The sequence below is a fragment of the Microbacterium sp. NPDC057944 genome (assembly GCF_042887445.1).
In the GTDB taxonomy this organism is placed as follows: Bacteria; Actinomycetota; Actinomycetes; order Actinomycetales; family Microbacteriaceae; genus Microbacterium; species Microbacterium natoriense.
On the sequence record NZ_JBHVPJ010000001.1, the window covers coordinates 652,094 to 675,789 of the forward strand.

Here is a 23,696-nt window from a genome sequence, read left to right on the forward strand (position 1 = left end):
CGCCCGGTCTGTGTCACGCGGTCATCTCACCGACTTGATCGGGAAGATGACCAGCGCGCCGATTAGGGCCGCGATGGCGCAGATGGTGAACCAGACGGAGTAGTCCGAGCCTGCCGCTCCTCCGAACGTCGCCATGACGAGACCGCCGACGAGCGGGGCGGCCGTCTGCGGCAGCGCGTTGGCGAGGTTCAGGACGCCGAGGTCCTTGCCCGCGTCATCCGGGTTCGGCAGCACGTCGACGACGAGCGCGAGGTCCACGCCCACGTAGATGCCGTACGCGGCGCCGAGGAACAGTTCGAGCACGTAGTACGACGGGACGTCCTGGATGAAGATCAGGGCGAGCGTGCCGACCGCGAACAGGGCCGTCGACGTCCAGACGAAGACCTTGCGCCTGCCGATCCTGTCGGAGATCTTGCCCGCGATCCACGCCGTGACGACGAGCGCTCCGGTGTAGACGAGGGTCGTGTTGGCGATGAGGAGGCCGACCTCCTCGACGGGCACCGACAGGTGGTACTGCATGTAGAAGAAGCGGAACGTGGTGAATCCGAACGCGGCGAACGTGATCAGGAAGCGCGACCACCAGGCCAGCGCGAAGTCGGGGTGCTTCGCCGGGCTGACCCAGATCGTCCCGAGGATCTCGCGGAACGTGATGCGCGTCGGCTTCACGGGGAGCTGCTTGTCGGGGAGCACGATGACGAAGATCAGCAGCGCGATGATCGACAGGATCGCCGGGATGACGAAGACGATGAACAGGCTGAAGGAGAACCAGCCCGCGACGTACACGCCGCCGACGATGCCGAGGTTCTGGGCGATGCCGAGACCGGCGGTGATCGATCCGCGCTGGAACTTGGGCACCTGGTCGGCGATCGTCGCGACGAAGGGCGCGAGCGTCATGTTCGCGCCGAGCTGGGCGATGGCCCACCCGACCGTCGCGATGGCGAGGCTGTCGCCGAGCGCCATGAACACGAAGCCGATCGTCATGATGACGGCGCCGAGCACGATCCAGATCCGGCGACGCCCCCACTTGCTCGTGGTGCGGTCGGAGATGCGCCCGAACGTCACGTTGGCGATGGCGGCGAAGAAGGCGCCGACGCCGCCGAGGATGGCCGAGGCCGAGTTCGCCGCGGCGGCCCCCTCGGCGATCGCACCCGCGGCCTGCAGGGAGGTGATCTTCAGGCCGACGCCGACGATCGCGGGGCCGAGCAGCGCGATGAAGAAGACGAACTGCGCGATGATCAGCCACGTCACGTAGCTCTTCTTGGCCGGCTCAGTCGGCTCCGCGAACCAGTGATGTCGGCCCGAGCCGAGCGTGCGACTCGCAGACGTCATCCCGGACGGATTGCCCGCGGCCGCGCCGCTGACTGAACTCATAGCTGCCTCCTTTGGCTGGAGGGCGCCCCGTCGCTCATCGCCGAGCGCGAGTCGGGTGACGCCCTTGTCGATGAAAACCTAGACGGCTAAGGTTTCTAGCGCAAGAGGCGTCACGAAGTGTGTCGAACCGGTCGAGGCGCTCCCTCTGCCGACCGCCGGGATAGGCGCGACGGCCTGCGGAGCGCGCGGGTTCAGCGCCGCGACGGCCGCCCTGTACGTGCGGGCTGCGCAGCGTCGAACAGCTCCGGATGCTGCGTCCGCACCGCATCGAGATCGGCGAAGACGAAGCGGAGGTGCTCGCGCAGCGCATCGGCCGCGGCATCCGCATCGCCCGCGGCGAGCGCCTCGACGACCCGCTCGTGATCGTCGACGTAGTCCTGCACGGTGCGCGTGGCGCTCATTCCGACGTACCGCGCACGGTCGAGGTGCCCCTTGGCTGCGCTGACCGCGGCCCAGGCGTTGGCGTGACCGGCGAGTCCGAGCAGCGCCCGGTGGAACTCCTCGTCGAGCGGATAGAACGCGTCGCGGTCGGATGCCGCCCGCTGCCGCGCGATGATGTCGCGCAGCATCCGCTCCTCGTCGTCCGACGGCGTCGCGCACGCCGCGAGGGAGGCGAGCTCGATGGCCTCGCGGATGAACTGCGCCTCGCGCACGCGGTCGGGGTCGATGCGCGTGACGTAGGTGCCGCTCTGCGGGCGCACCTCGACGAGCCCCTCCTGCGCGATGAGCAGCAGGGCCTCGCGCACGGGCTGGCGGCTGATGCCGAGCGCGGCGGCGAGCTCGTTCTCGGAGAGCAGGGCGCCGGGAGCGCTGCGTCCGGCGATGATGTCGTCGCGGATCCGGCCGTAGGCGAGCACGCGGGCGGAGGGGCGCGCACTCGGCTCGGACTCGGGCATACCGTCACGATAGCTTGACGAAACTTGTATGGCAGTGATTTCATGAGAGTGCCATACAAGATGTGCGCGCGATGCCGCCGCACCGAGCCCGAGGAGCAACGATGTCCATCGACAAGGCCGAGGTGATCGTCACCAGCCCAGACCGCAACTTCGTCACCCTCAAGATCACGACGGCCGACGGGGTCTCCGGACTCGGCGACGCGACGCTGAACGGCCGCGAGCTCGCCGCGGTCGCCTACCTCGCCGAGCACGTCGTCCCGCTGCTGATCGGCGCCGACGAGGACCGCATCGAAGACACCTGGCAGTTCCTCTACCGCAGCGCCTACTGGCGTCGCGGCCCCGTCACGATGGCCGCGATCGCCGCGGTCGACATGGCCCTGTGGGACATCAAGGGCAAGAAGGCGGGGATGCCCGTCTACCAGCTCCTCGGCGGAGCCAGCCGCACCGGCCTCCTCGCCTACGGCCACGCCTCCGGCAAGGAGCTCCCCGAGCTGTTCGACTCCGTGCGCTCTCACCTCGAGCAGGGGTACCGCGCCATCCGCATCCAGACCGGCGTCCCCGGGCTCAAGGCGATCTACGGCATCGCCTCCCAGGCGGCGGATGCCGGTGGCGGCGAGGCCCGCTACGACCACGAGCCCGCCCGCCGCGGCGCGAAGCCGGTCGAAGAGGACTGGGACACCCGCGCGTACCTGCACCACCTCCCCGGAGTGTTCGAGGCCGTGCGCAACGAGTTCGGCCCCGACATCCCCCTGCTGCACGACGGCCACCACCGGATGACGCCGATCCAGGCCGCGAAGCTGGGCAAGTCGCTCGAACCCTACGACCTGTTCTGGCTCGAGGACTGCACCCCCGCTGAGAACCAGGAGGCGCTGCGGCTCGTGCGCCAGCACACCACCACGCCGCTCGCGATCGGCGAGATCTTCAACACGGTCTGGGACTTCAAGGACATCATCCGCGACCAGCTCATCGACTACGTCCGCGGAGCGGTCACCCACATGGGTGGCATCAGCCCGCTGAAGAAGACGCTCGACTACGCGGCGATGTACCAGATCAAGTCGGGCATGCACGGACCGACCGACATCTCCCCGGTCGGCATGGCCGCGGCGATGCACCTGGGGCTGTCGATCCACAACTTCGGCATCCAGGAGTACATGCAGCACGGCAGCCGCACCAACGAGGTGTTCCAGCAGTCGTTCACGTGGCGTGACGGCCTGCTGCACCCCGGCGACCAGCCAGGACTCGGCATCGAGCTCGACGTCGACGAGGCGGGCAAGTACCCGTACGAGCGCGCGTACCTGCCCTACAACCGCCTGGCCGACGGCACCGTCCACGACTGGTGAGCCCGGCTTCACATTCCGTGCTCCTCCTCCGGCCGCACGGGAAGTAGGCTGGGCACACTATGGAGTGGTGGGGTTACTGGTGGCTCATCTTCCCGCTGATGGGCGTCGCGGGGGCGGTTGCCAAGCGCTGGGAGTGGGCGGCACGCCGCCGTCATGAGCGCCGTCTCGAGACCATGAAGATGAAGGCGCAGCTCAAGACCGCCGAGATCGAGGCCCGCTCGCTCACCCAGCAGGCGAAGCGCAAGGGCCCGACGATCGTCGACACCACGGCATCCGTCGCTCCGAACCACCTTCTCGAGCGGCTGTTCTCCGAGCACGACGAGATCACCGCCCGCTGGCTCGACTACGAGCTCGACGTCGCGAAGCTCATCGCCTTCCCCGCCATGAGCGACGGGCGCCAGCCGCTCGTCGCCGCGTTCCTCCGCGCGAAGAGGACAGCCGACGCCCTGCGCCCCGACTCGGCCGACGCGAACGTGTCGGAGAAGCAGGTGTCGGAGTACCTCGACGCGGTGGGTGCCTACGCCGTCGCCTTCGAGGTGGCCGAGAAGGATGCCAGGCGCCTGCGCGACTCCACCTTCACCGAACCGGAGCGCAAGCGTCTGGAACGCGCGCAGCAGCTGCTCAAGGTCGCCGTCGACGAGTCGGCCACGCAGGCCGAGCGCAACGTCGCCTACAAGCGCGTGCGCGACGAGCTCGACGGCCTCATCCTGCTCTCCGACGACGCGGTCGAAGTGCTGGAGAAGCAGGTCGCCAGGGCGCTGCCCTCCGCCCCGGATGCCGCGACGCCTGCGCCCGAGCCCGAACCTCTGCCGATCCGACGCGACGACGCCTGACGACCGGGGTGCCGCAGACCTCACCACGTTTCGACTCGCTCCGCTCACTCGACGACCCGCGGGGGTGGGAGGGGTCCGGTCGTTGAGCGAAGGAGCACAGCGACCGAGACGGAACGCGGTGACGTCCTCGACGCTCAGCATCCGGAGCCTGAATCCAGGTTGGGGGAGTATGCTGTCCCGTTGGGTCGTAAGACCCTCGAGTGCTCGAAAGGCGGTGATGGCGATGTCCGGTGATAGTCACGACGCCGCCTTCGCTGCGTCGCACTCGCCCGCGCGTTGAGCATCCGCTCCGCGTCTCGCAGGCCTGATCTTCCGCAGCCGTCGGCGGCGTCATCCGCACCCGATGGATTCTGCGCACCCGCTCCCTGAGCCGGCGTGCGCCTGCAAGAACGGAGCCGCACCATGGCGCTCATCGACAACGGCGTGTACGTCCACGGACGTCGCGTCGAGACCCCGAAGAACCTGGACGAGACCTACCGCATCCTCGACGCCCACGGAGGCATCGCGTGGATCGGCCTGTACCGGCCGAGCGCGCAGGAGGTGCACTCGGTCGCCCGCGAGTTCGACCTGCATCCGCTGGCCGTCGAGGACGCGCTGTCCGGCCACCAGCGCTCCAAGGTCGAGCGCTATGGAGACACGCTGTTCGCGGTGCTGCGGCCCGCCCGCTACCGCGACGAGCAGGAGTCGATCGAGTTCGGCGAGCTGCACCTGTTCATCGGCCCCGACTTCGTCGTGACGATCCGCCACGCCGAGTCGCCGAACCTCGCCGCCGTCCGCCGCCGCATGGAGGCGCACCCCGACCTGCTCTCGATGGGACCGGAGGCGGTGCTCTACGCGATCCTCGACGAGGTCGTCGACGAGTACGAGCCGATCGTCGCCGGGCTCGAGAACGACATCGACGAGATCGAGGACGAACTGTTCGGCGACAGCGACGACGACGCCCTCTCCCGCCGCATCTACCAGCTCTCCCGCGAGGTCATCGGCTTCCAGCGGGCGGTGCATCCGCTCGCCGGGATGCTGGAGTGGCTGCGCCGCGGGTCCGACAAGTACCGCATCGACGAGGAGCTGCAGCGGTCGCTGCGCGACGTTCTCGACCATGTCATCCGCGTGAACGAGCGCGTGGACTCCTTCCGCGCGATCCTCGACAACGCGCTGACCGTGCACTCGGCGCTGGTGTCGCGGCGGCAGTCCGACGCGAGCCTCGCGCAGAACGACGAGATCAAGAAGATCTCCTCGTGGGCGGCGATCATCTTCGCCCCGACCCTCGTCGGCACCGTGTACGGCATGAACTTCGACGCCATGCCCGAGCTGCACTGGCAGTTCGGCTACCCCCTCGCCATCGGCGCCATGGCCGCGTTCGCGATCGGCCTGTACGGAGTCTTCAAGTACAAGCGCTGGCTCTGACCCGCGCGCGGGTCGCGCCTGCGTTCGCGCGTGGTCTGGCACTGCGTCCGCGTCGAGATCCCGCGCACTCGCCGAGTGCACGGGATCTCTGCGTGAAGAGCCCGTGCGCTCGGCAGGATGGCGTGCACTCGGCGCGATCCCGGGTACTCGGCAGGATGCCGTGCACTCGCGTGCTCACGGGCATTCCACGGGTTGCCACTCGGCGTGATCCCGGGCACTCGGCGCGATCCCGGGCACTCGGCGGGATGCCGGGCGCTCGGCAGGATCGCGCGTACGCCGCGGGTTGCCGGTTACGCGGAGGATCCCGTGCATTCGTCGAGATCCCGTGCACACACCGAGTGCACGGGATCTCTGCGTGAAAAGCCCGTGCACTCGGCAGGATGGCGTGCACTCGCGTGCTCACGGGGCGCAGGGCGGGCGGGGCGTGTCAGCGGGAGGGCCGCAGGAGAGGGGTGAGGGCGACGGCCACGGCGGTCAGCACGGCGGCGGCGATCAGGATGCCGTGCACCCCGGCTGCCGTGTACGCCACCGCGGCGAGCGCGGGGCCCGCGACCGCGCCGAGGTTGAGCGCCACCGTCGCATAGGCCCCGCCGAGGACGGGAGCCCCCGACGCCTCGCGCACGATCCGTGAGATCAGGGCCGCGCCGACGGCGAACGACACCAGCCCTCCCGCGAAGGCGCCGACGTGCACCAGGATCGCCGCCCCTGAGCCCAGAGCGAACAGCATCCACACCGCGGTCGCCGCGACGGTCCCCGCAACGATCCATGTGTGCTCCCTGCGCGCGGCCGCCCGCGCGGTGACACTGACCCCGAGGAACGCGCCGACGCCGAACACCGCGAGCAGCAGAGGGATCCACGGCTCGGCGACCCCCGCCTCCGCGCCGATGACGCCCAGGAAGGTGAACACCCCGAAGGTCGCCGCATTGACGAGCACCGCGAGCGTGATCGGCACCACCACGCGTCGACGGCGCAGCTCTTCGAGCTCGAAGCGCACGCCGGGATGCGCGGCCCGCGCGACCGACTCCAGGGTGCGATCCCTGAGAAGGGCGACGACCGCAGGCACGCACAGCAGCACCACGCCCCAGAACGTCGAACGCCAGCCGAATGCGGCGGCCAGCATCGCTCCGGCCGGCACGCCGACGATCGTCGCGAGCGTGGTGCCCGCGAGCAGCGTCGAGACGGCGCGGGTGGTCAGCGCGGGCGGCACGATCGCCCGCACGGTCGCGAGGGCGATCGCGAGGAACCCGGCGTTGGCCAGGGCCGCGACCACCCGGGTGAGCAGGAGCAGCCAGAACGTCGAGGCCACCGCGCCGACGACGTGCGCGGCGATGAACACCGCCAGCAGCAGCACGAGAGTGAGACGCGGCCGCCAGCGGGATCCGAACACGGCGACCAGTGGAGCGCCGACGACCATGCCGACCGCGAAGGCAGAGGTCAGCAGCCCGGCGGTGGCAGGTTCGACGCCGAGGTCGGCGGAGAGCGGGAGGAGGAGTCCGGCGAGCATGAACTCGCTGGTGCCCTGGGCGAAGATCGCCAGGGCGAGGACAGGGATGAGGAACGGCATGAGGCATCCAGACAGGACGAAGCCATCCGCGCCGCACGGGACGGCGGACGGCGAGCGAGAAAGGGTCGACAGAGGATGCGGGGAGCGCACGACGTGCGCTCTCACCCGCAGGCTACGGTCTGTCTGACTCGGGACTCACGGCTCCACCCTAACGCGCAGACGGCACCTGCCACCCGTGCGGCGCTAGGCTCAGAGCCGTGCCGAACGCAGAATCCCCCGCCTCCGCAGCATCCGATCTCCGCCGACTCACCGAGGCTCTCGCCGCAGAGACACCGCTGAACTGGGTCATCACCGGAGACTCCATCACGCACGGACTCGTGCACACCCAGGGCGAGCGCAACTACGCCGAGCACCTGCACGAGCTGATCCGCGGAGAGCTCTCACGCACCCGCGACATCGTGATCAACTCGGCCATCAGCGGTCACCGCATCACCGACATCCTCGGCGACTGGGAGCGACGCATCTCGTCGTGGAAGCCCGACGTGGTCACCCTCATGATCGGCACGAACGACCTGGCGATCGGCGACGACGGGGTCGGCATCGACCCTGCCGCGTTCGCCGCGTCGCTGCACGAGTTCGTCTCCCGCGCGAGGGAGCTGGGCGCGATCGTCGTGCTGCAGACCCCGCCGTCGATCGACATGCCCAACGCCCCCGGGCGGGAGAGGCTCGACGAGTTCGCCGACGCGGTCCGTGCGGTCGCCGCCGACGACGACGTGATCCTCGTCGACCAGCTCGCCCGCTTCACCGCCCTCGGCAACGGCGGGGTGCCGTGGGGGCTCATGGGCGACCCGTTCCACCCCAACTCGGCCGGGCACGCGGCGCTCGCCCTCGAGCTCGCGAACGCTCTCGGCTTCAGCCCCGAGCCGCTGCGCAACCGCACCCTGCCGCTGCTCGCCGCCCGCGTCGCGATGGCACGCCTCAACCCGTAGCCCCGGCCGGCCCGCCGGGTTCAGCCCGCCGCCCGGCCTCCCGCCCCGACCCCGCCCCGGCACCGCCGCCCGGGCTTGCCGCCGCCCGGTTCACAACTCCTCAAGGATGGGCCGGATCCCCGCGGATCCGGCCCATCCTGCCCTCGCACTCCGGATTCTTGAGGAGTTGTGAACCTCAGAGCGTCGAGAGGAGCTCTTTCATCTCGGCGATCTCGGCGCCCTGGGCGTCGACGATGCTCTGCGCGAGAGCAACCGCGTCGGGGTTCTGTCCGTCGGCGAGCTGCGACTCCGCCATGTCGATCGCGCCCTCGTGGTGCACGATCATCTGCTCCAGGAACAGCCGCGACGCCTCGGCGCCGGTCGCGTCCTCCAGCGCGGCGAGATCATCGGCGGTCATCATGCCGTCACCGTGATCCATCTGCCCGCCGGACTCTGCGGACACACCCCAGTCGTCGAGCCACCCCCGCAGCTGCTCGATCTCGGGGGACTGCGCAGCCTTGATGCGCTCGGCGAGGTCGATGACGCGCGGGTCGACGCCCTCCTCGCCGAGCACGAGGTCGGACATCTCGACCGCCTGCTCGTGATGGACGATCATCATGGTCGCGAACATCGCATCGGCGGCGTTCGCGTCAGATGCCGACGACTCGGATGCCGGAGCATCGGATGCCGAGTGGTCCATGCCGGGCATGGAACCTCCCGATCCCGTGGGTGCGCAGCCGGCGAGCGCGATGCCGCCGGCGAGGAGGAGGGCGGCCGCAGCCGCAGTACTGATCTTCATGTCTGTTCTCTCTGTCTGTGGGTTCCGTCGATGCGCGCGACCGCGGGCGCGGTGCGCGTGATGCGGGAGCACCCGCGGTTCAGGTTCGACTGATGCAGAGGACGATCAGGGATGGCGGTCGAGGGAACGCCGCATCGGCGAAGACCTCTCGTGACGGGAGACGGGACAGCGCGGGATGCAGCCGTCGATGCGCACGCGGAACGAGGAACAGGAGCAGGCCGGCGAGGAGCGCGAGCACGCACGCGGCCCACATACCGCCGCCCGCATCACAGTCGGCGCATCCCGACGAGCTGAGGAGAACGCCCCCGGACGGCGGTGCTGCGGCGAACGCATCCGCAGAGACCGAGCCGTACTCGGCGTGCACCACCCCCACCGCCGGGCCGTGCGCCCCCACCGCCGCCACGTGCACCGGGGCATCGTGCGCCGCCCCCACCGCCGGGCCGTGCGTCCCTGCCGCCGCATGGGCCGTGCCGTGCACGTCGAGCGCGTGCATGCCGAGAAGCCCCACGATGACGCCGGTGGCGAGCACGACGGCGAGCAGTGCGCTGCGCACCGCTCGCCGTCGTCTCATCCCTCCATGATACCCACCCGGGGTATGCGGACTACTGCCTCGACCCGATCTCGTCGATCGGCCGGACCCGCATCGTCGTGATGGTCGCGACCCAGAGCGCGAGAAGAGCAAGCACCGACATCGATCCGATGATGATCCCGCTCATCCCCAGCGGCAGTGCGGGGATCGGACTCCCGCTCACCCCGATGCTCATGCCCATCAGCGGCGGGATCGCGACGGCGACGCCGAACACCGCGGCGATCACGGCGATCAGCACGGCCTCCGTGCGCATCATCGCCCGCACCTGCCGCCGCGACGAACCGATCAACTGCAGCAGCGCCAGCTCCCTCGATCTCTCGGCCGTGGCCATGACCAGGGTGTTGATGACCGCGATCGCGATGTATCCGAGGATCACGATCAGCGCGACGAGGTTCACCCAGCCCTGCTGCGACTGCGCATCGGCGCCCGCCGCCTTCTGCCCGCCGACCCCCTGGACCAGCAGTCCCGCGCTCTCGAGCGACGCCCGGACATCGGATGCCGCGCCGTCGGCCACCGCGACGAGCGCGAAGTCCGTGAGAGCATCCGTCGTGTGCAGGCGCACGGCATCCGCCTCCATCGTGAGGTCGCCGAACCCGAGCCCCCGCTCGTAGGTCGCGACGACCACCGCCTCCAGCGGCGTTCCGTCGCCGAACCGCCCCTTGACGGTGTCGCCGAGGTCGACCCCCAGCGTCTGCACCATGTCGGTGCTCACCGCGACGGAGTGCTCTCCGTCCAGCGCCTCCAGGCCCCCCGACTGCACGCGGAGATCGAGGGTGTCGGACACCGCGTCGGGGGCGACCCCCTGCAGCGTGTGCTCGCCGATCATCGGAGAGCCGTCGAGATCGCGGTAGTCGAGCGCCGCCATGCTCACCGTCACCGGGTTCACCTGGGTCACCCCCGGCACGTCCGAGACGACGCCGAGCGCACCCGTCGAGATCCCGGCCTGCGCGCTCACGCGCAGATCCGCGATGACGCCGGCCTCCGCCTGCGCCGCGGCCTCCGCCGCGACGATCGCCGGAGCGCCGACCTGCACGAGGCCGAGGCCGATACCCAGCGCCAGGGGGAGGATGGCGCTCGCCATCCGCCGGCTGTTCACGATGCTGTTCTCGGCCGCGAGGAACCCCGCGGCCGTCGTGCGCCGCAGCACCGCACCGAGCAGCCGCATCACGAGACCGACGAGCCACGGCCCGAGAACGGCGAGCGCGACGATGAGCACCATCGCCGCTCCCGCTGCGGCACCCCTGGCGTACTCGCCGCGTGCGACGAGCGGCACGGTCGACAGCGAGACCCCCGCCGCAGCGAGCACGATGCCCACGATGATCCGCGGCAGGCCGATGCTCCGGGCCCCGGTGGCCGACTCACGCAGAGCCTCGACCGGGTCGAGCCGCGCCGGCCTCCGCGCGGCGATGGCCGCCGCACCCCAGGCGGAGCCGAGCACGAGCAGGAGCGCGCCGGCGGCGGGGATGGGACTGATCGCCAGCGCGAAGTCGCCGGGGATCACCCCGCCCTGCACGAACGCCGTCTGCAGCGCCGTCGAGAGCAGGTAGCCGGGCAGGATGCCGAGCACCGCCGCGACCCCCGCGACCGAGAGCACCTCTCGTGCGATCAGGGAGTGCACCTGACGCGGGCTCGCTCCGACAGCGCGGAGCAGGGCGAAGTCGCGACGCCGCGCCTGCACCGACAGGGACAGCGTGCCGGCGACGATGAACAGCGCGACGAGGATGCAGGTGCCGACGAACGCGCTGCCGATCGCGATGAGCGTCATGCGCGCGGCGCCGGAGTCGAGGAACTCGATGTCGCCGCGTCCTGCGCCGGTCTGCGCGCTGAGCCCGGGGACGGCGGCCCTGATCGCCTCGGCGACCTCGTCGGGCGCCGCCCCCTCCGCGACGAAGACGCCGAGCACCTGCGCGGCGCCCCCGTGGGGATCGAGGTCGGCGATGCGGTCGTCGGAGAGGTACACGTGCTGCGCTCGGGTGGCGGCTCCCGTCTCCGCGAGCACGCCGACGACGCGGTACTCCGCGCGCTCTCCGCCGTGGGCGAGGAGGACGGTCACGCCGACCTCGACGCCGGGACCGGCGACCAGGACGACCTCGTCCTCAGCCTCGGGGGCCCGCCCGTCGCGCAGCGCGACGGCGGACAGCGCAGTCGCCGACCACGGGTGCGCCTCGACGACGAGGCCCGCAGCGTCGACGAGCGGCACCGTGACGTCGGCCACCACGCTCGCCACGCCGGGCACCGCGGCGACGGCATCCGCCGCCCCGTCGGGGAGCACGGCCCGCTCCGGAAGGGAGATCGGGAGGTCCCCCGACGGCGGCACCTGAACGCCGTCCGGCACCCCGGGCGGCGGCTCGGCGGGGGCGGTCGACTCGGCCTGCTGGGAGGCGCCGACGACCACGTCGACCTGCGTGTAGCGCTCGGGGGCGAGCCCGCCGCGGATGCCGGACTCGACGAGCACGCCGAGGCCCGTGACGAGCATCGTCGCGACGAAGGTGGCCACCGCCACTCCGACGAAGCCGCCGAGATGGAAGCGGACGTCTGCGCGCACGAGTCGCCCCATGCGCAGGGGCGCGGCGCCCATCACCACTCCCCGAGCGAGCTCATGCGCTCGGTGATCCGGGCGGGCGTGGCTCCGTCGAGGTGGCCGGCGAAGGCTCCATCGGCGAGAAAGATCACGCGGTCGGCGTGCGAGGCGACGACGGGGTCGTGGGTGACCATCACCACGGTCTGCCCCAGAGACTTCGTCATGTGCGCGAGGAGGTCGAGCACCTGCGCACCCGCGCGCGAGTCGAGCGCTCCGGTCGGCTCGTCGCCGAAGAGCACGTGCGGACGCGTGATGAGCGCCCTGGCGATCGCCACACGCTGCTGCTGACCGCCGGAGAGCTCGGAGGGCCTCCGCCGCCGCTGCTCGACGAGTCCGACCGACTCCACCAGGAAGTCGAGCCATGCCCGATCGAGCGGGCGGCCGGCGAGGCGCAGCGGAAGCGTGATGTTGTCGTCGACGTCGAGCGCGGGCAGCAGGTTGTACGCCTGGAAGACGAAGCCGATGTGGTCGCGGCGGAACGCCGTCAGCGCGGCGGCGCGCATCCCGGAGATCTCGGTGCCGCCGAGCCGCACCGATCCGCTGGTCGGACGGTCGAGACCGGCGGCGCTGTGCAGCAGCGTGCTCTTGCCGGAGCCCGACGGACCCATGATCGCGGTGAAGGTCCCCTGCCCGAGGACGAGGTCGATCCCCCGCAGCGCGGTGACCTTGCCTGGCCCTGATCCGTAGGACTTGACGACACCGTCGAGGCGCAGCGCCTCGGTCACGGCTGCGGGGGCGGAGGCGGATGCCTGAAGTGGAGAAGTCATGCTTCGACGTTAGGAAGACCGCGCGCGGCATCCCATCCTGCCGGGCACCGGATGGATGGTGGAGCCAGCTGTACCGCGCCGGCTCGGGTTGTCCGTCAGACTGGCACGGTGAGAGATGGACGGATGCGGCGCTGGCTGCGCGACTGGGCGTTCGTCGCGGTAGACACCGCGGCATCCCTCGGCTCCCTCCTGCTCTTCTGCATCGGACTCGTGCTGCTCCCCCTGATGCTCATCACGGGCGGAGTCCTGCTGCTGCCGCAGTTCGTGCGGATCCTGCACGGGTGGAGCGATGTGAACCGCCGCCGCGTGGGGCGCTACCGGGGTGAGGTCGTCCCGTCTCCGGGCGGGACCCTGCACCGCGGCGCGACCATCGACGAGCGCCTGCGCTTCTCGTTCTCCCCCGCCGTGGGCCGCGAAGCCCTCTGGCTCACGGTGCACGCGCTGCCGATGATGTTCGTGTCGATCGTGACGATCGCGCTCCCCATCGGCGTGGTCCAGTCGCTCGCCATCCCGTTCTACTGGCAGCTCGCTCCGGCCGACGAGCCGATCGTGTTCGCCTTCCCCGTCACGTCCTGGCAGTCCGCGGCTCTCATGCCGCTGGTCGGCGTCATCTACGGCCTCATCTCGTGGGCGCTGATCCCCGCCATCGCCCGTCTCTTCTCCCTGATCTCGGCGCGGATGCTCACAGCCCCCCGCCGGTCTCTGCTCGCCGAGCGGGTCGACGCCCTGACCCTGAGCCGCGCCGCCGCACTCGACGCGCACGGCGCCGAGCTGCGGAGGATCGAGCGCGACCTGCACGACGGCGCGCAGAACCGGCTGGTGAACGTCGTCATGATGCTCGGCATCGCGGAGCGCGCGCTCGAGACCGGCGCGACGGACGCCGTCGAGCAGGTGCGCCGCGCGCAGGATGCCGCGACCGACGCCCTCGCGGGACTCCGCCGGACGGTGCACGACATCTACCCCCCGATCCTCGACGAGCTCGGACTCGAAGGGGCGCTCGCGTCGCTCGCCGGACGCAGCGCCGTGCCGTGCACGCTGGAGTCGTCAGACGTGGGCCGGGTGCCGGCGGCCGTGGAGTCGGCGAGCTACTTCGTCGTCGCCGAGGCCCTCACCAACGTGAACAAGTACAGCGACGCGGCGAGCGCGTCCGTGCGGGTGCGACGCGACGGCGACCTGTTGGAGATCACCGTCACGGATGACGGCGGCGGTGGGGCGATCGAACGCCCCGGCGGAGGTCTCGCCGGCATCCGACGACGCATCGAGGCGTTCGAGGGCACGATGGACCTGACGAGCCCCGCGGGCGGGCCGACGACGCTGAGAGCGGAGATGCTGTGCGGATCGTGATCGCGGAGGACGACACCCTGCTCCGGGAGGGGCTGGCGCTGCTGCTGCGCAGCGAGGGCTTCGACGTGGTCGCGGCCGTCGACAACGGCGACGACTTCCTGGCGCTGCTCGAGGATGCCGATGCCGCCGTCCTCGACGTGCGGATGCCGCCGACCTTCACCAGCGAGGGCCTGAAGGCGGCGGCGGAGGCACGCCGCCGTCGCCCCGGATTCCCCGTGCTCGTCCTCTCCGCCTACGTGGAGGACCGCTACGCCGGAGAGCTGCTCGCGGCGGGCGCCGACGGGCTGGGCTACCTGCTCAAGGAGCGGGTGGGCAAGGTCGCCTCGTTCGTCGACGCCCTGCGCCGCGTGGCGGCGGGCGGGACGGTCATGGATCCCGAGGTCATCTCCCAGCTCATGAGCCGACGCCGCGCCGATGATCCGGTGCAGACGCTCACTCCGCGCGAGCGGGAGGTGCTCGGGCTCATGGCCGAGGGTCTCGACAACCTCACGATCGCGAGCCGGCTGTTCGTCACCGAGACCGCGGTGAGCAAGCACATCGGCAACATCTTCGCGAAGCTCGGCCTCGCCGCGAGCGACAGCGGACACCGCCGCGTGCTCGCCGTCCTGGCGTACCTGCGCAGCTGACGGCATCCGTCCTCCCCTCCGCCGCCTGCGGAGGTCTCTTCTGCGACCCTTCGAGCTCGTCGGAGAAAGTTTGGTATTCGGTGTTGCTAAGTACCGGTACTCAGTGTTACTTTGTACTGGTACCCAGCAACACTGAGTACCGAAGACCGAGACAGAAGAGAGAGAGGAGGACCTGATGGGCAAGCAGATGACCGAGATGCTCAAGGGCACTCTGGAGGGCATCGTTCTGGCCCTCCTCGCCGAGCAGCCGGCATACGGGTACGAGATCACCACACGAATCCGCGACCACGGGTTCACCGACATCGCCGAGGGCACGATCTACGCACTCCTCGTGCGCATCGAGCAGAAGAACCTCGTCGACGTCGAGAAGGTTCCGAGCGAGAAGGGCCCGCCCCGCAAGGTGTACACCCTGAACGCGCAGGGCCGGCAGGAGCTCGAGGAGTTCTGGAAGACCTGGGACTTCCTCAAGACGCACATCGAACAGCTGAACAGCACGAACACACACGACAAGGAGAACTGACATGGCCGCGAAGTGGATCGAGATGATCACCGGATCGCTCGAAGAGAAGAAGCAGTACAAGCAGGCGCAGGCCCGCATCAACGCCCTCCCCGAGCCGTATCGCGAGATGGCCAAGGCCCAGCAGCGCTACAACATGTACTACGGGGGCATCACCGACGGCGACACCATCGTGAAGATGTTCCTCGACATCGCCGACATGTGGGAGCGGGCCGCGCTCGACGGCACTCCCGTCAGCGCGATCGTCGGCGACGACCCGGTCGAGTTCGCCGAGAACTACGCCGCGGCGTACGGCGGACGGCAGTGGATCGACAAGGAGCGCGGGCGCCTCATCAAGGCGTTCGACGACGCGAAGAAGAAGGAGAACCGATCATGACCACCCCCGCCATCTCGGTGCGCGGCATCGAGAAGTCCTACAAGGACCTGCACGTGCTCCGCGGCGTCGACTTCGAGGTCGCCTCCGGGTCGATCTTCGCGCTGCTCGGCTCCAACGGCGCCGGCAAGACCACCATGGTCCGCATCCTCTCCACCCTGCTGAAGTCGGATGCCGGCACCGCCACGGTGCAGGGCGTCGACGTCGCCGCAGACCCCCTCAAGGTGCGCGAGTCGATCAGCCTCACCGGACAGTTCGCCGCGGTCGACGAGATCCTCACCGGACACGAGAACCTCGTGCTCGTCGCGAAGCTGCGTCACCTGAAGAACCCGGGCGCCGTCGCCGACGACCTGCTCGCGAAGTTCCGGCTGACGGATGCCGGATCCCGCAAGGTCGGCACCTACTCCGGCGGCATGCGCCGCCGGCTGGACATCGCGATGAGCCTGGTCGGGCACCCCGAGGTCATCTACCTCGACGAGCCCACCACCGGCCTCGACCCCGAGGCGCGCATCGAGGTGTGGGACGTCGTCCGCTCCCTCGCCGACAGCGGCACCACGGTGCTGCTCACCACGCAGTACCTCGACGAGGCCGAGCAGCTCGCCGACCGCATCGCGATCCTCCACGAGGGCCGCATCATCGCCAACGGCACCCTCGCCGACCTCAAGAAGCTGCTCCCCGCGGCCACCGTCGAGTACGTCGAGAAGCAGCCGACCCTGGAAGAGATCTTCCTCACCCTGGTCGGCACCACCGGAAAGGAGAACGCAGCATGAGCACGCACTTCGTCGCCGACACCGCGACGCTCACCGGCCGCTCCATGCGGCACGTCTTCCGCAGCGCCGACACCATCATCACCACGGCGGTCACCCCGATCGCGCTGATGCTGCTGTTCGTGTACGTCTTCGGCGGCGCCCTCAAGCAGAGCACCGGCACCGAGAACTACGTCAACTACCTGCTCCCCGGCATCCTGCTGATCGCGATCGCGTCGGGCATCGCCTACACGGCGTTCCGGCTGTTCACCGACATGCAGTCGGGCATCTTCGAGCGTTTCCACTCCATGCCGATCGCACGATCGAGCGTGCTGTGGGCGCACGTGCTCACCTCGCTCGTCGCGAACGGCATCACCCTGGCGATCATCTTCGCGGTCGGCTTCCTGATGGGCTTCCGCACCGGGGCGAGCGTGTTCGCGTGGCTCGGGGTCATCGGCATCCTGCTGCTGTTCACCCTCGCGCTCACCTGGCTCGCGATCATCGCGGGGCTCAGCGCGAAGACGACCGACGGAGCGAGCGCGTTCTCGTACCCGCTCATCTTCCTGCCGTTCATCAGCTCGGCCTTCGTGCCCACCGACACGATGCCGGGGCCGGTGCGGTGGTTCGCCGAGAACCAGCCGGTGACCTCGATCGTCAACACGATCCAGGCGCTGTTCGCCGAGAAGCCCGTCGGGAACGACATCTGGGTGGCACTCGCCTGGTGCGTCGGCATCCTCGTCGTCGGCTACGTGTTCGCGATCATCGCCTACCGCAAGAAGATCAGTTGACCTCGCCCAGCGAGACGGAACGCTCCGCCCGGGGATACTCCCCGGACGGGGCGTTTCGCCGCGCTCGGCGACGTGCAGTCACGTCCCGCCCGGTCGGGTCCCGTACTTTCGTGTCCCGTACTTTCGTGTCCCGTACTTTCGTGTCCCGTACTTTCGTGTCCCGTACTTTCGTGTCCCGTCGCGTCGTGTCCCGTCGCGTCGTGTCCCGACGCGTCGCGTCCCGACACGTAAGGAGGAGAACTCGCGTTCGGGCTGAGACCTGAGCCGGATTCCTCAGCCCGAAGAAGAGATCTCCTCCCGAACACGCGCTCACCCCACGGCGGAGAGCGGATGCCGCGGCCTCACACCGTCCGCAGGGCCGTGGTCGGCGACAGCCGCGCCGCACTCACGGCGGGGTAGAGACCAGCGACGACGCCGACCGCGAGCGCCACGAGCGGCCCGCCGACCAGCACGACGATCGGTATCGACGCCGCCTGCCCCTGGATCGCGGCGTAGACGAACACCCCGACCCCGCCGAGCAGCATGCCGACCAGTCCGCCGAGCCCGCCCAGCACCAGAGCCTCGCCGACGAACTGCCCCGCGATCTGCCCCGAGCGCGCGCCGAGCGCCCGTCGCAGCCCGATCTCCCCTCGACGCTCCAGCACGGCGACCACCATGGTGTTCGCGATGCCGATGCCACCGACCAGCAGCGCGATCGCCGCGAGGCCGACCGCGAGGCCCGACAGCGAGTCATCCGCGGTCTCCCGGGCTCCGGCGAGATCGCCGAGCCCCATGACCTGCACGTAGTCGGATGCCGGGTTGGCTGCGCGCGCGACGGCGTCGCGCACATCCGCTCCCGTCCCGCCGTCCGCCATCCGGACGTAGATCGAGGCGATGGTGTTCTTCTCGCCATCCGCCGACACGTGCTCAGCGGCCCAGCGGTCGCCGAGGAACGCCGAGGCGTCGATGGACTCGGCGAGACCCGCCGAGTCGAGGATGCCGATCACCGTGTACCACTGCTCTCCGATCCACACCCGCACACCGGGCTCGGTGATCCCCATGCGCGCCGCGGCCGCGGCCCCGAGCACCGTGACCGGAAGGGAGCGCGTCGACTCGTCGAACCACTCTCCCTCGGCCACCGACCCCTCCACCGACGACAGGAAGTCCGGGCTCGCCGCGTACGCCGTCAGCCCGTTGCCCTGACTCTTCGCGATCAGGTCGTTGCGGTACACGCCGATCCCGTCCGGCACGCTCTGCAGCACGCCGACCTCCTCGACGCCGTCGACCCGGTCGATCATGCCCGCGGCCGACTGGGGCAGCGGCACCGGCTTATCATCGGGACCGTATCCCGGCTGGACGACGAGCATGTCGGCGCCGAGCGCGTCGAGCTTCGCGAGCAGCGCCGCCTGATTCGACGCCGCGATGCCCGTGATCGCGGTGAGAGCCGCGATCCCGACCGCCACGCCGAGCGCCGAGAGCGCCGTGCGCATCTTGCGGCTGCGCGGACCGATGAGCGCGGTGCGGATGCTGTCGAGGGCGCTGAGCCGCGGCATCCTCTCCCCTGAACGCCGCTTCATCGTGCTGCTCCTTCCAGGACCAGGGCTCCGGTGTCGCTGAGGATGCGCCCGTCGTGGATGCTCACCTGACGCTGCGTGCGGGCGGCGATGTGCGCATCGTGGGTGATGATCACCACTGCGGTTCCGGACTCGGAGATGGAGGTGAGCAGTTCGAGGATGCGCTCGCCCGTGGTCGAGTCCAGGGCGCCGGTCGGCTCGTCGGCGAACAGCACCGACGGATCGCCGACGACCGCCCTGGCGATCGCGACGCGCTGCTGCTCGCCGCCCGACAGCTGACCGGGCCGGTGCCGCATGCGCGCACCCAGCCCCACCCGTTCGAGTGCGACCGCGGCCCTCGACGCCCGCTCCGCCACGGGCACCCCGGAGTAGAGCAGCCCCAGTGCGACGTTGTCGAGCGCGCTCAGCGCCGGCAGCAGGAAGAACTGCTGGAAGACGAACCCGATCCGCCGCGCGCGCAGGGCGGCGCGCTCGCGCTCCCCCAGCCTCGCGACGTCCGTGCCGTCGATCAGCACGGTGCCGCTCGTCGGATCGTCGAGCGTGCCCATGATCGCGAGCATCGTGCTCTTGCCCGACCCCGACGCCCCCACCACCGACACGAGCTCACCGCTCCCGATGGCCAGGTCGACCCCGTGCAGCACGCGCAGCGGCGGGCTGCCCGGATACTCCTTGACGACGTCGACCAGCTCGACGACCGTTCCGGGCATCACTGGGCCACCACCACGGCGTCGCCCTCGGCGAGGTCTCCCCCGACGATCTGCACCCGGGCGTCGGCGATCAGCCCGACCTCGACCGCCACCCGCTCGACCTTCCCGTTCTTGCGGAGCACGTCCACCGCGTAGCCGCCGTCGGCCGTGGCGACCAGCGCGGTCACCGGGACGACGAGCGCGTCCTTGACCTCGTCGGCCGCGAGCACGACCTTCACGGCGCGAAGGCCGATGCCCTGCGCGGCCGCGGGGTCGGCCAGATCGACCAGCGCGGTGGGCGGCGTCGTCTCGCCCTCCTTCTCCGTCGGCTGCCCGCCGGGGTCGATCGACGTGATCGTCGCCGGTACCTCGGTGCCGTCGGGGAGCACGACCTTCACCGCCGTCCCCGGCAGGATCTCCCTCGCCTGCGCATCCGTGAGCTTCGCCACCACGCGCAGGGTCGTGCCCGTGTAGCTGAGCGGGCTGGAGCCGGCGGGGTCGCCCAGGTGGGCCTTCACCGCATCGACCCGCACCGAGGCATCGGCGATCGCGACGACGTCGCCCAGCTTCACGACGCCGTCCTTCGCCATCCCGAGCGACTTCTGCCAGGCCTTGACCGCGGCCTCCGTGACCTGGGTGAACTCGTCGTCGACCGTCAGGTTCTTGCCGAAGCCGAGGTCGGCGAGCGCCTGCTCCAGCTGACGCACGTCGGGCCCCTTCTCCACACCCATGCCGAGATCCCGCCAGAACGGCCGGTCGCCGCGCACCGCGATCACCGGCTTGCCGTCGACCTCGTAGAGCGCCTGACCGACGCCCACCACATCGCCGGCCTTCGGCAGCCGGGTGACGGTGCCTCCGCGCCCGGGGAGGTCGATGGATGCGCCGTAGCTGAGGCTGCCGTTCAGACGCAGGTCGGAGGTGAGCGTGGTGAGCTCGGCGATGGCCGTGACCGGCTTCTTGCCCTCGTCAGGACGCTCGGCGGCGGACCGCCAGGGCTGCAGCACGGCGAGAGCCACCCCCGCAGCCGCGACGAGCGCGAGGGGCGTCAGCACCCAGGCCACCCGGCGGCTCATTCGCCGCCCTCCGCGGGAACGACGGTCGTCGCCATGAACCCGCCCTCGAAGAACTCGCTCACCACGGCGAACCAGTCGAAGTCGAGCGCCTCGATGCTCTTCTGGGAGATCGCCGGCGGCATCTCGCCCATCGCGTCCTTGCACGACGTGAGCAGTTCCCTGGCCTCGTCTTCGGTGATGCCGGCCGGCAGCTCCAGCATGCCGTCGGCATCCGGATCAGCGAAGTCCGCGTACCCGTTCTCCCTGGCGCACTCGGCGAACTTCAGGCTCGCCTCGATCATGTCCTTCGCGGAGAACGCCTTGGCGCCCTCGGCCATCGACATGTCCGGTTCCGGCTGCGAGAACTCCGGGACCTTCTTCTCGCAGGTCTCCCACGCCTCCCGCTGGCCGCCGTCCTCCGGGTAGCCGTCGGCGGTGGTCGACGCCAGCCACATGCCGTCCTCGTCGGTCGTGACCATGGTCATGCCGAGGTTCTCGCCCTCTCCCGTGCTGAGCGTCGCCGACCCGCTTTCCATGCTCTCCATCGGGGAGTCGCCGGGAGCATCGGGCATGAGCATGCCCACCTGCCCGCCCTTGAGGATCTTCGCGGTCTGCCCCTCCCCGGTGAGGCACGTCACGAAACGCGCCGCTGCGGCGTCGTTCGCGGCATCCCCCTTGCCCTGTCCCTCCGGAGCCGCGCAGGCGGCGAGCACGATGACCGCCGCGATGGCGGGGAGCACCGCCAAGGAGCGGCGCTTCTTCACATCGACCATGACATTTCCCTTTCTCCCGGCCGCGGCTCGTCCACGACTCCGCAGTCAGTTCTATGGAGGCGGTGGTTTGCTGTCGGTATGACGGCTCCTAACCGGAAACTAACCGCGGCCCCCGCACCCTCGGATGAGGGAGGTGCCATGCGGCTGCTGCTGGTGGAGGACGAGGTCGATCTGGCCGACACGCTGGCCGACGGCCTGCGCCGAGAGGGGTACCTCGTGGACGTCGCGCGCGACGGCGCGAGCGCGCTCACGGCGGCCGCGGCATCCGACGTCGACGTGATCGTGCTCGATCGCGACCTGCCTGTGCTGCACGGGGATGCCGTCTGCCGCACCCTCGTGGCGCAGGGGTATCCCGCGCGCATCCTCATGCTCACCGCCGCGGGCGCCCTCACCGACCGCGTCGAGGGCCTCGACCTCGGCGCGGACGACTACCTCGCCAAGCCCTTCGCCTACGTGGAGCTGCTCGCGCGCATCCGCTCCCTCGCCCGCCGCACGCAGACGACGCGACAGAGCGCGGTGCGCGAGTTCGCCGGGATCCGGCTCGACGTGGCCCGGCGCATCGCGGAGCGGGAGGGGATGCCGATCCGGCTCACCCTCAAGGAGTTCGGGGTGCTGGAGACGCTGCTCACCGCCGAGGGCGGATACGTGAGCGCGGAGGAGCTGCTCGACGAGGTGTGGGACGAGCCGCTCGAACGGACCCGCGGCGTCGTCAAGATCGTGGTGCACACGCTGCGCCGCAAGCTCGGAGAGCCGGCCGTCATCCACTCGGCGGCCGGCCACGGATACCGGATGGGAACGTCATGAGACGCATGAGCTTCCGCACCAGGCTGGTGCTGATCATCACCGCGGTGTTCATCGCGGCGGGCGCCGCCCTGCTCGCCGTGCAGTACCTGGTCGTGCAGCAGCTGTTCGCCTCTGCCATCTCGCTGACGACGCAGAGCTGCGTGCCCGCGAGCACCCTGACCGGCAGCACCGACGTCACCGGGACGACCGCGCCTGAGGGCGCCGTCCCCTTCTCCACCTTCGGGTCGACGGACAGCGCGACCATCACCGGCTGCGCCTATTTCGAGGAGGTCGCACAGGCGATACCCGCATCGACTCCCGCCGAGACCGTGGCGGTCGACTCGGTCGGCGGCGCGGTGCTGCAGCAGTCGACCTTCCTCGCCGACGAGGTGGGCGGCGGCCTGCTGCTGTGGTCGGCGGTGACCCTCCTGGCGTTCACCGGGGTCGCCGCCGCGATCGCGTTCTGGCTCGCTCGGCGCTCCCTCGACCGCATCGGCGAGGTCACCGCCACCGCACGCGACATCTCCGAGCGCGACCTCGGACGACGCCTCGACCTCCCCGGCCCCGACGACGAGATCAAGGAGCTCGGCGACACGATCGACGGCATGCTCGACCGCCTGGAGTCGGCGTTCGCCGCGCAGGACCGCTTCGTCGCGAACGCCTCCCACGAACTGCGGACCCCACTCACGACCACCCGGACCGCACTGGAGATCCCGCTGGCCCAGGGCGACGTCCCGGAGGGGCTGGAGCCGAACATGCGCAGGGCCCTTCGCGCCACCGAGCAGAGCGAACGGCTCATCACCGCGCTCCTCACGCTCGCCCGTTCCCGCACCGACCTCGAGCACGTCGAGCACGTCGAGGTCGACAGCGTCGTCTCGGCGGAGATCGAGGAGCTCGCGGTGAACGACGTGACGCTGCACGCGGACCTCTCGGCCGCGTCGATCGACGGAGACGGGATGCTGATCGCCAGGGCCGTGCGCAACCTGCTGGAGAACGGCATCCGCCACAACGTGACGGACGGCGAGCTGTGGGTGCGCGTGCGCCGCGGCAGGGATCACGTCGTCGTCGAGGTCGAGAACACCGGCGCCCCCATCGCGCCGGCGACGCTCGCGCTGCTCACCGAGCCCTTCTACCGAGGAGACGCGACGCGCACCTCGACCGGTCCAGACGGCACAGGGCTGGGCCTCGCGATCGTGCAGAGCGTCGCGGAGAAGCACGGCGGAACCCTGCATCTCACCGCGCGCCCCGGCGGCGGCCTGATCGCCGCCCTCTCCCTCCCCGCTTAGCGCCGCGGCGCAGCTGAGGGGTCAAGAAGTGGGGGGGGCCCCCCGCCCCCGCGGGGCCCGGGGGGAGCCCCCAACCCCCCCCCCCCCGGGGGACCCCCAGCGCCCCCGCCCCCGGCG

The 23,696-nt window shown here is 70.4% G+C and carries 23 protein-coding genes; 12 read left to right on the forward strand and 11 right to left on the reverse strand.

Features of this window, described 5'->3' with window-relative positions:
• Positions 1-21 precede the first annotated feature (21 nt).
• Positions 22-1,371, reverse strand: a complete 1,350-nt coding sequence (locus ACFVRO_RS02875) for an MFS transporter (protein WP_386949038.1) — start codon at positions 1,369-1,371, stop codon at positions 22-24.
• A gap of 191 nt (positions 1,372-1,562) precedes the next feature.
• Entirely contained in the window at positions 1,563-2,267 is a 705-nt protein-coding gene (locus ACFVRO_RS02880; RefSeq protein WP_386949040.1) for a GntR family transcriptional regulator, read from the reverse strand.
• 101 nt (positions 2,268-2,368) lie between these two features.
• On the opposite strand from ACFVRO_RS02880, the gene manD reads away from it, so the two are divergent.
• The 3 genes from manD (at position 2,369) to corA (ending at position 5,844) form a co-directional block, all read left to right on the forward strand.
• The gene (manD, locus tag ACFVRO_RS02885) at positions 2,369-3,607 is read left to right on the forward strand and encodes a D-mannonate dehydratase ManD (protein WP_386949043.1); all 1,239 of its coding nucleotides are present in this window, start codon (positions 2,369-2,371) and stop codon (positions 3,605-3,607) included.
• Positions 3,608-3,666: 59 nt separating this feature from the next.
• Complete coding sequence (locus tag ACFVRO_RS02890; RefSeq protein WP_386949046.1) at positions 3,667-4,440, forward strand: hypothetical protein; 774 nt, start codon at positions 3,667-3,669, stop codon at positions 4,438-4,440.
• A 402-nt stretch (positions 4,441-4,842) separates the two neighbouring features.
• Positions 4,843-5,844 (forward strand): magnesium/cobalt transporter CorA, encoded by a 1,002-nt coding sequence (gene corA, locus ACFVRO_RS02895; protein ID WP_105677228.1) that lies wholly within the window; start codon positions 4,843-4,845, stop codon positions 5,842-5,844.
• 427 nt (positions 5,845-6,271) lie between these two features.
• Here corA and ACFVRO_RS02900 read toward each other — a convergent pair whose 3' ends face one another.
• Positions 6,272-7,408 (reverse strand): MFS transporter, encoded by a 1,137-nt coding sequence (locus ACFVRO_RS02900; protein ID WP_386949049.1) that lies wholly within the window; start codon positions 7,406-7,408, stop codon positions 6,272-6,274.
• A 197-nt stretch (positions 7,409-7,605) separates the two neighbouring features.
• Between ACFVRO_RS02900 and ACFVRO_RS02905 the strand changes: the two genes are divergently transcribed.
• Positions 7,606-8,337 carry an SGNH/GDSL hydrolase family protein gene (locus ACFVRO_RS02905; RefSeq protein WP_386949052.1) on the forward strand — a complete coding sequence of 244 codons (732 nt, stop codon included), beginning with the start codon at positions 7,606-7,608 and terminating at the stop codon, positions 8,335-8,337.
• A gap of 175 nt (positions 8,338-8,512) precedes the next feature.
• On the opposite strand, the gene ACFVRO_RS02910 is transcribed toward ACFVRO_RS02905, so the two are convergent.
• From ACFVRO_RS02910 to ACFVRO_RS02925, 4 genes are all read right to left on the reverse strand, one after another.
• On the reverse strand, positions 8,513-9,115 hold the full coding sequence (locus ACFVRO_RS02910; protein WP_386949055.1) for a DUF305 domain-containing protein: 603 nt from the start codon (positions 9,113-9,115) through the stop codon (positions 8,513-8,515).
• Between the two features lie 79 nt (positions 9,116-9,194).
• Positions 9,195-9,686 (reverse strand): hypothetical protein, encoded by a 492-nt coding sequence (locus tag ACFVRO_RS02915; RefSeq protein ID WP_386949057.1) that lies wholly within the window; start codon positions 9,684-9,686, stop codon positions 9,195-9,197.
• Positions 9,687-9,717: 31 nt separating this feature from the next.
• Positions 9,718-12,282 (reverse strand): FtsX-like permease family protein, encoded by a 2,565-nt coding sequence (locus ACFVRO_RS02920; RefSeq protein WP_386949058.1) that lies wholly within the window; start codon positions 12,280-12,282, stop codon positions 9,718-9,720.
• The gene (locus ACFVRO_RS02925) at positions 12,282-13,052 is read right to left on the reverse strand and encodes an ABC transporter ATP-binding protein (RefSeq protein WP_105675715.1); all 771 of its coding nucleotides are present in this window, start codon (positions 13,050-13,052) and stop codon (positions 12,282-12,284) included. The genes ACFVRO_RS02920 and ACFVRO_RS02925 overlap by 1 nt, the downstream gene beginning before the upstream one ends.
• Before the next feature lie 108 nt (positions 13,053-13,160).
• On the opposite strand from ACFVRO_RS02925, the gene ACFVRO_RS02930 reads away from it, so the two are divergent.
• The 6 genes from ACFVRO_RS02930 to ACFVRO_RS02955 all read left to right on the forward strand — a co-directional run bounded on the left by ACFVRO_RS02930 (position 13,161) and on the right by ACFVRO_RS02955 (position 17,446).
• Entirely contained in the window at positions 13,161-14,396 is a 1,236-nt protein-coding gene (locus tag ACFVRO_RS02930) for a sensor histidine kinase (RefSeq protein WP_386949060.1), read from the forward strand.
• Positions 14,384-15,022, forward strand: coding sequence for a response regulator transcription factor (locus tag ACFVRO_RS02935; RefSeq protein ID WP_105675719.1), 639 nt, complete (start codon positions 14,384-14,386; stop codon positions 15,020-15,022). Before ACFVRO_RS02930 ends, ACFVRO_RS02935 begins: the two co-directional genes overlap by 13 nt.
• Before the next feature lie 175 nt (positions 15,023-15,197).
• Positions 15,198-15,542, forward strand: coding sequence for a PadR family transcriptional regulator (locus ACFVRO_RS02940; protein ID WP_223587367.1), 345 nt, complete (start codon positions 15,198-15,200; stop codon positions 15,540-15,542).
• 1 nt (position 15,543) lies between these two features.
• Positions 15,544-15,915: a DUF1048 domain-containing protein gene (locus tag ACFVRO_RS02945; RefSeq protein ID WP_105675723.1), complete on the forward strand. Its 372-nt coding sequence runs from the start codon at positions 15,544-15,546 to the stop codon at positions 15,913-15,915.
• Positions 15,912-16,682, forward strand: a complete 771-nt coding sequence (locus ACFVRO_RS02950; protein WP_344013548.1) for an ATP-binding cassette domain-containing protein — start codon at positions 15,912-15,914, stop codon at positions 16,680-16,682. The genes ACFVRO_RS02945 and ACFVRO_RS02950 overlap by 4 nt, the downstream gene beginning before the upstream one ends.
• Positions 16,679-17,446: an ABC transporter permease gene (locus ACFVRO_RS02955; RefSeq protein ID WP_386949063.1), complete on the forward strand. Its 768-nt coding sequence runs from the start codon at positions 16,679-16,681 to the stop codon at positions 17,444-17,446. Before ACFVRO_RS02950 ends, ACFVRO_RS02955 begins: the two co-directional genes overlap by 4 nt.
• 341 nt (positions 17,447-17,787) lie before the next feature.
• On the opposite strand, the gene ACFVRO_RS02960 is transcribed toward ACFVRO_RS02955, so the two are convergent.
• Genes ACFVRO_RS02960 through ACFVRO_RS02975 form a run of 4 tightly spaced genes read right to left on the reverse strand, consistent with a single transcriptional unit; the run spans position 17,788 to position 21,510 of the window.
• A complete protein-coding gene (locus ACFVRO_RS02960) occupies positions 17,788-19,002 on the reverse strand; it encodes an ABC transporter permease (protein WP_386949066.1) in 1,215 nt (404 codons plus the stop codon).
• Positions 18,999-19,706, reverse strand: coding sequence for an ABC transporter ATP-binding protein (locus tag ACFVRO_RS02965; RefSeq protein WP_386949069.1), 708 nt, complete (start codon positions 19,704-19,706; stop codon positions 18,999-19,001). The genes ACFVRO_RS02960 and ACFVRO_RS02965 overlap by 4 nt, the downstream gene beginning before the upstream one ends.
• Positions 19,706-20,758, reverse strand: coding sequence for an efflux RND transporter periplasmic adaptor subunit (locus ACFVRO_RS02970; protein WP_386949072.1), 1,053 nt, complete (start codon positions 20,756-20,758; stop codon positions 19,706-19,708). Before ACFVRO_RS02970 ends, ACFVRO_RS02965 begins: the two co-directional genes overlap by 1 nt.
• Positions 20,755-21,510 (reverse strand): hypothetical protein, encoded by a 756-nt coding sequence (locus ACFVRO_RS02975; RefSeq protein ID WP_386949074.1) that lies wholly within the window; start codon positions 21,508-21,510, stop codon positions 20,755-20,757. Before ACFVRO_RS02975 ends, ACFVRO_RS02970 begins: the two co-directional genes overlap by 4 nt.
• Positions 21,511-21,648: 138 nt before the next feature.
• Between ACFVRO_RS02975 and ACFVRO_RS02980 the strand changes: the two genes are divergently transcribed.
• Together ACFVRO_RS02980 and ACFVRO_RS02985 are read left to right on the forward strand one after the other, a co-directional pair.
• The gene (locus ACFVRO_RS02980; protein ID WP_223587371.1) at positions 21,649-22,314 is read left to right on the forward strand and encodes a response regulator transcription factor; all 666 of its coding nucleotides are present in this window, start codon (positions 21,649-21,651) and stop codon (positions 22,312-22,314) included.
• Between the two features lie 5 nt (positions 22,315-22,319).
• Positions 22,320-23,579 (forward strand): sensor histidine kinase, encoded by a 1,260-nt coding sequence (locus ACFVRO_RS02985; RefSeq protein WP_386949076.1) that lies wholly within the window; start codon positions 22,320-22,322, stop codon positions 23,577-23,579.
• The last annotated feature ends 117 nt before the right edge of the window (positions 23,580-23,696 follow it).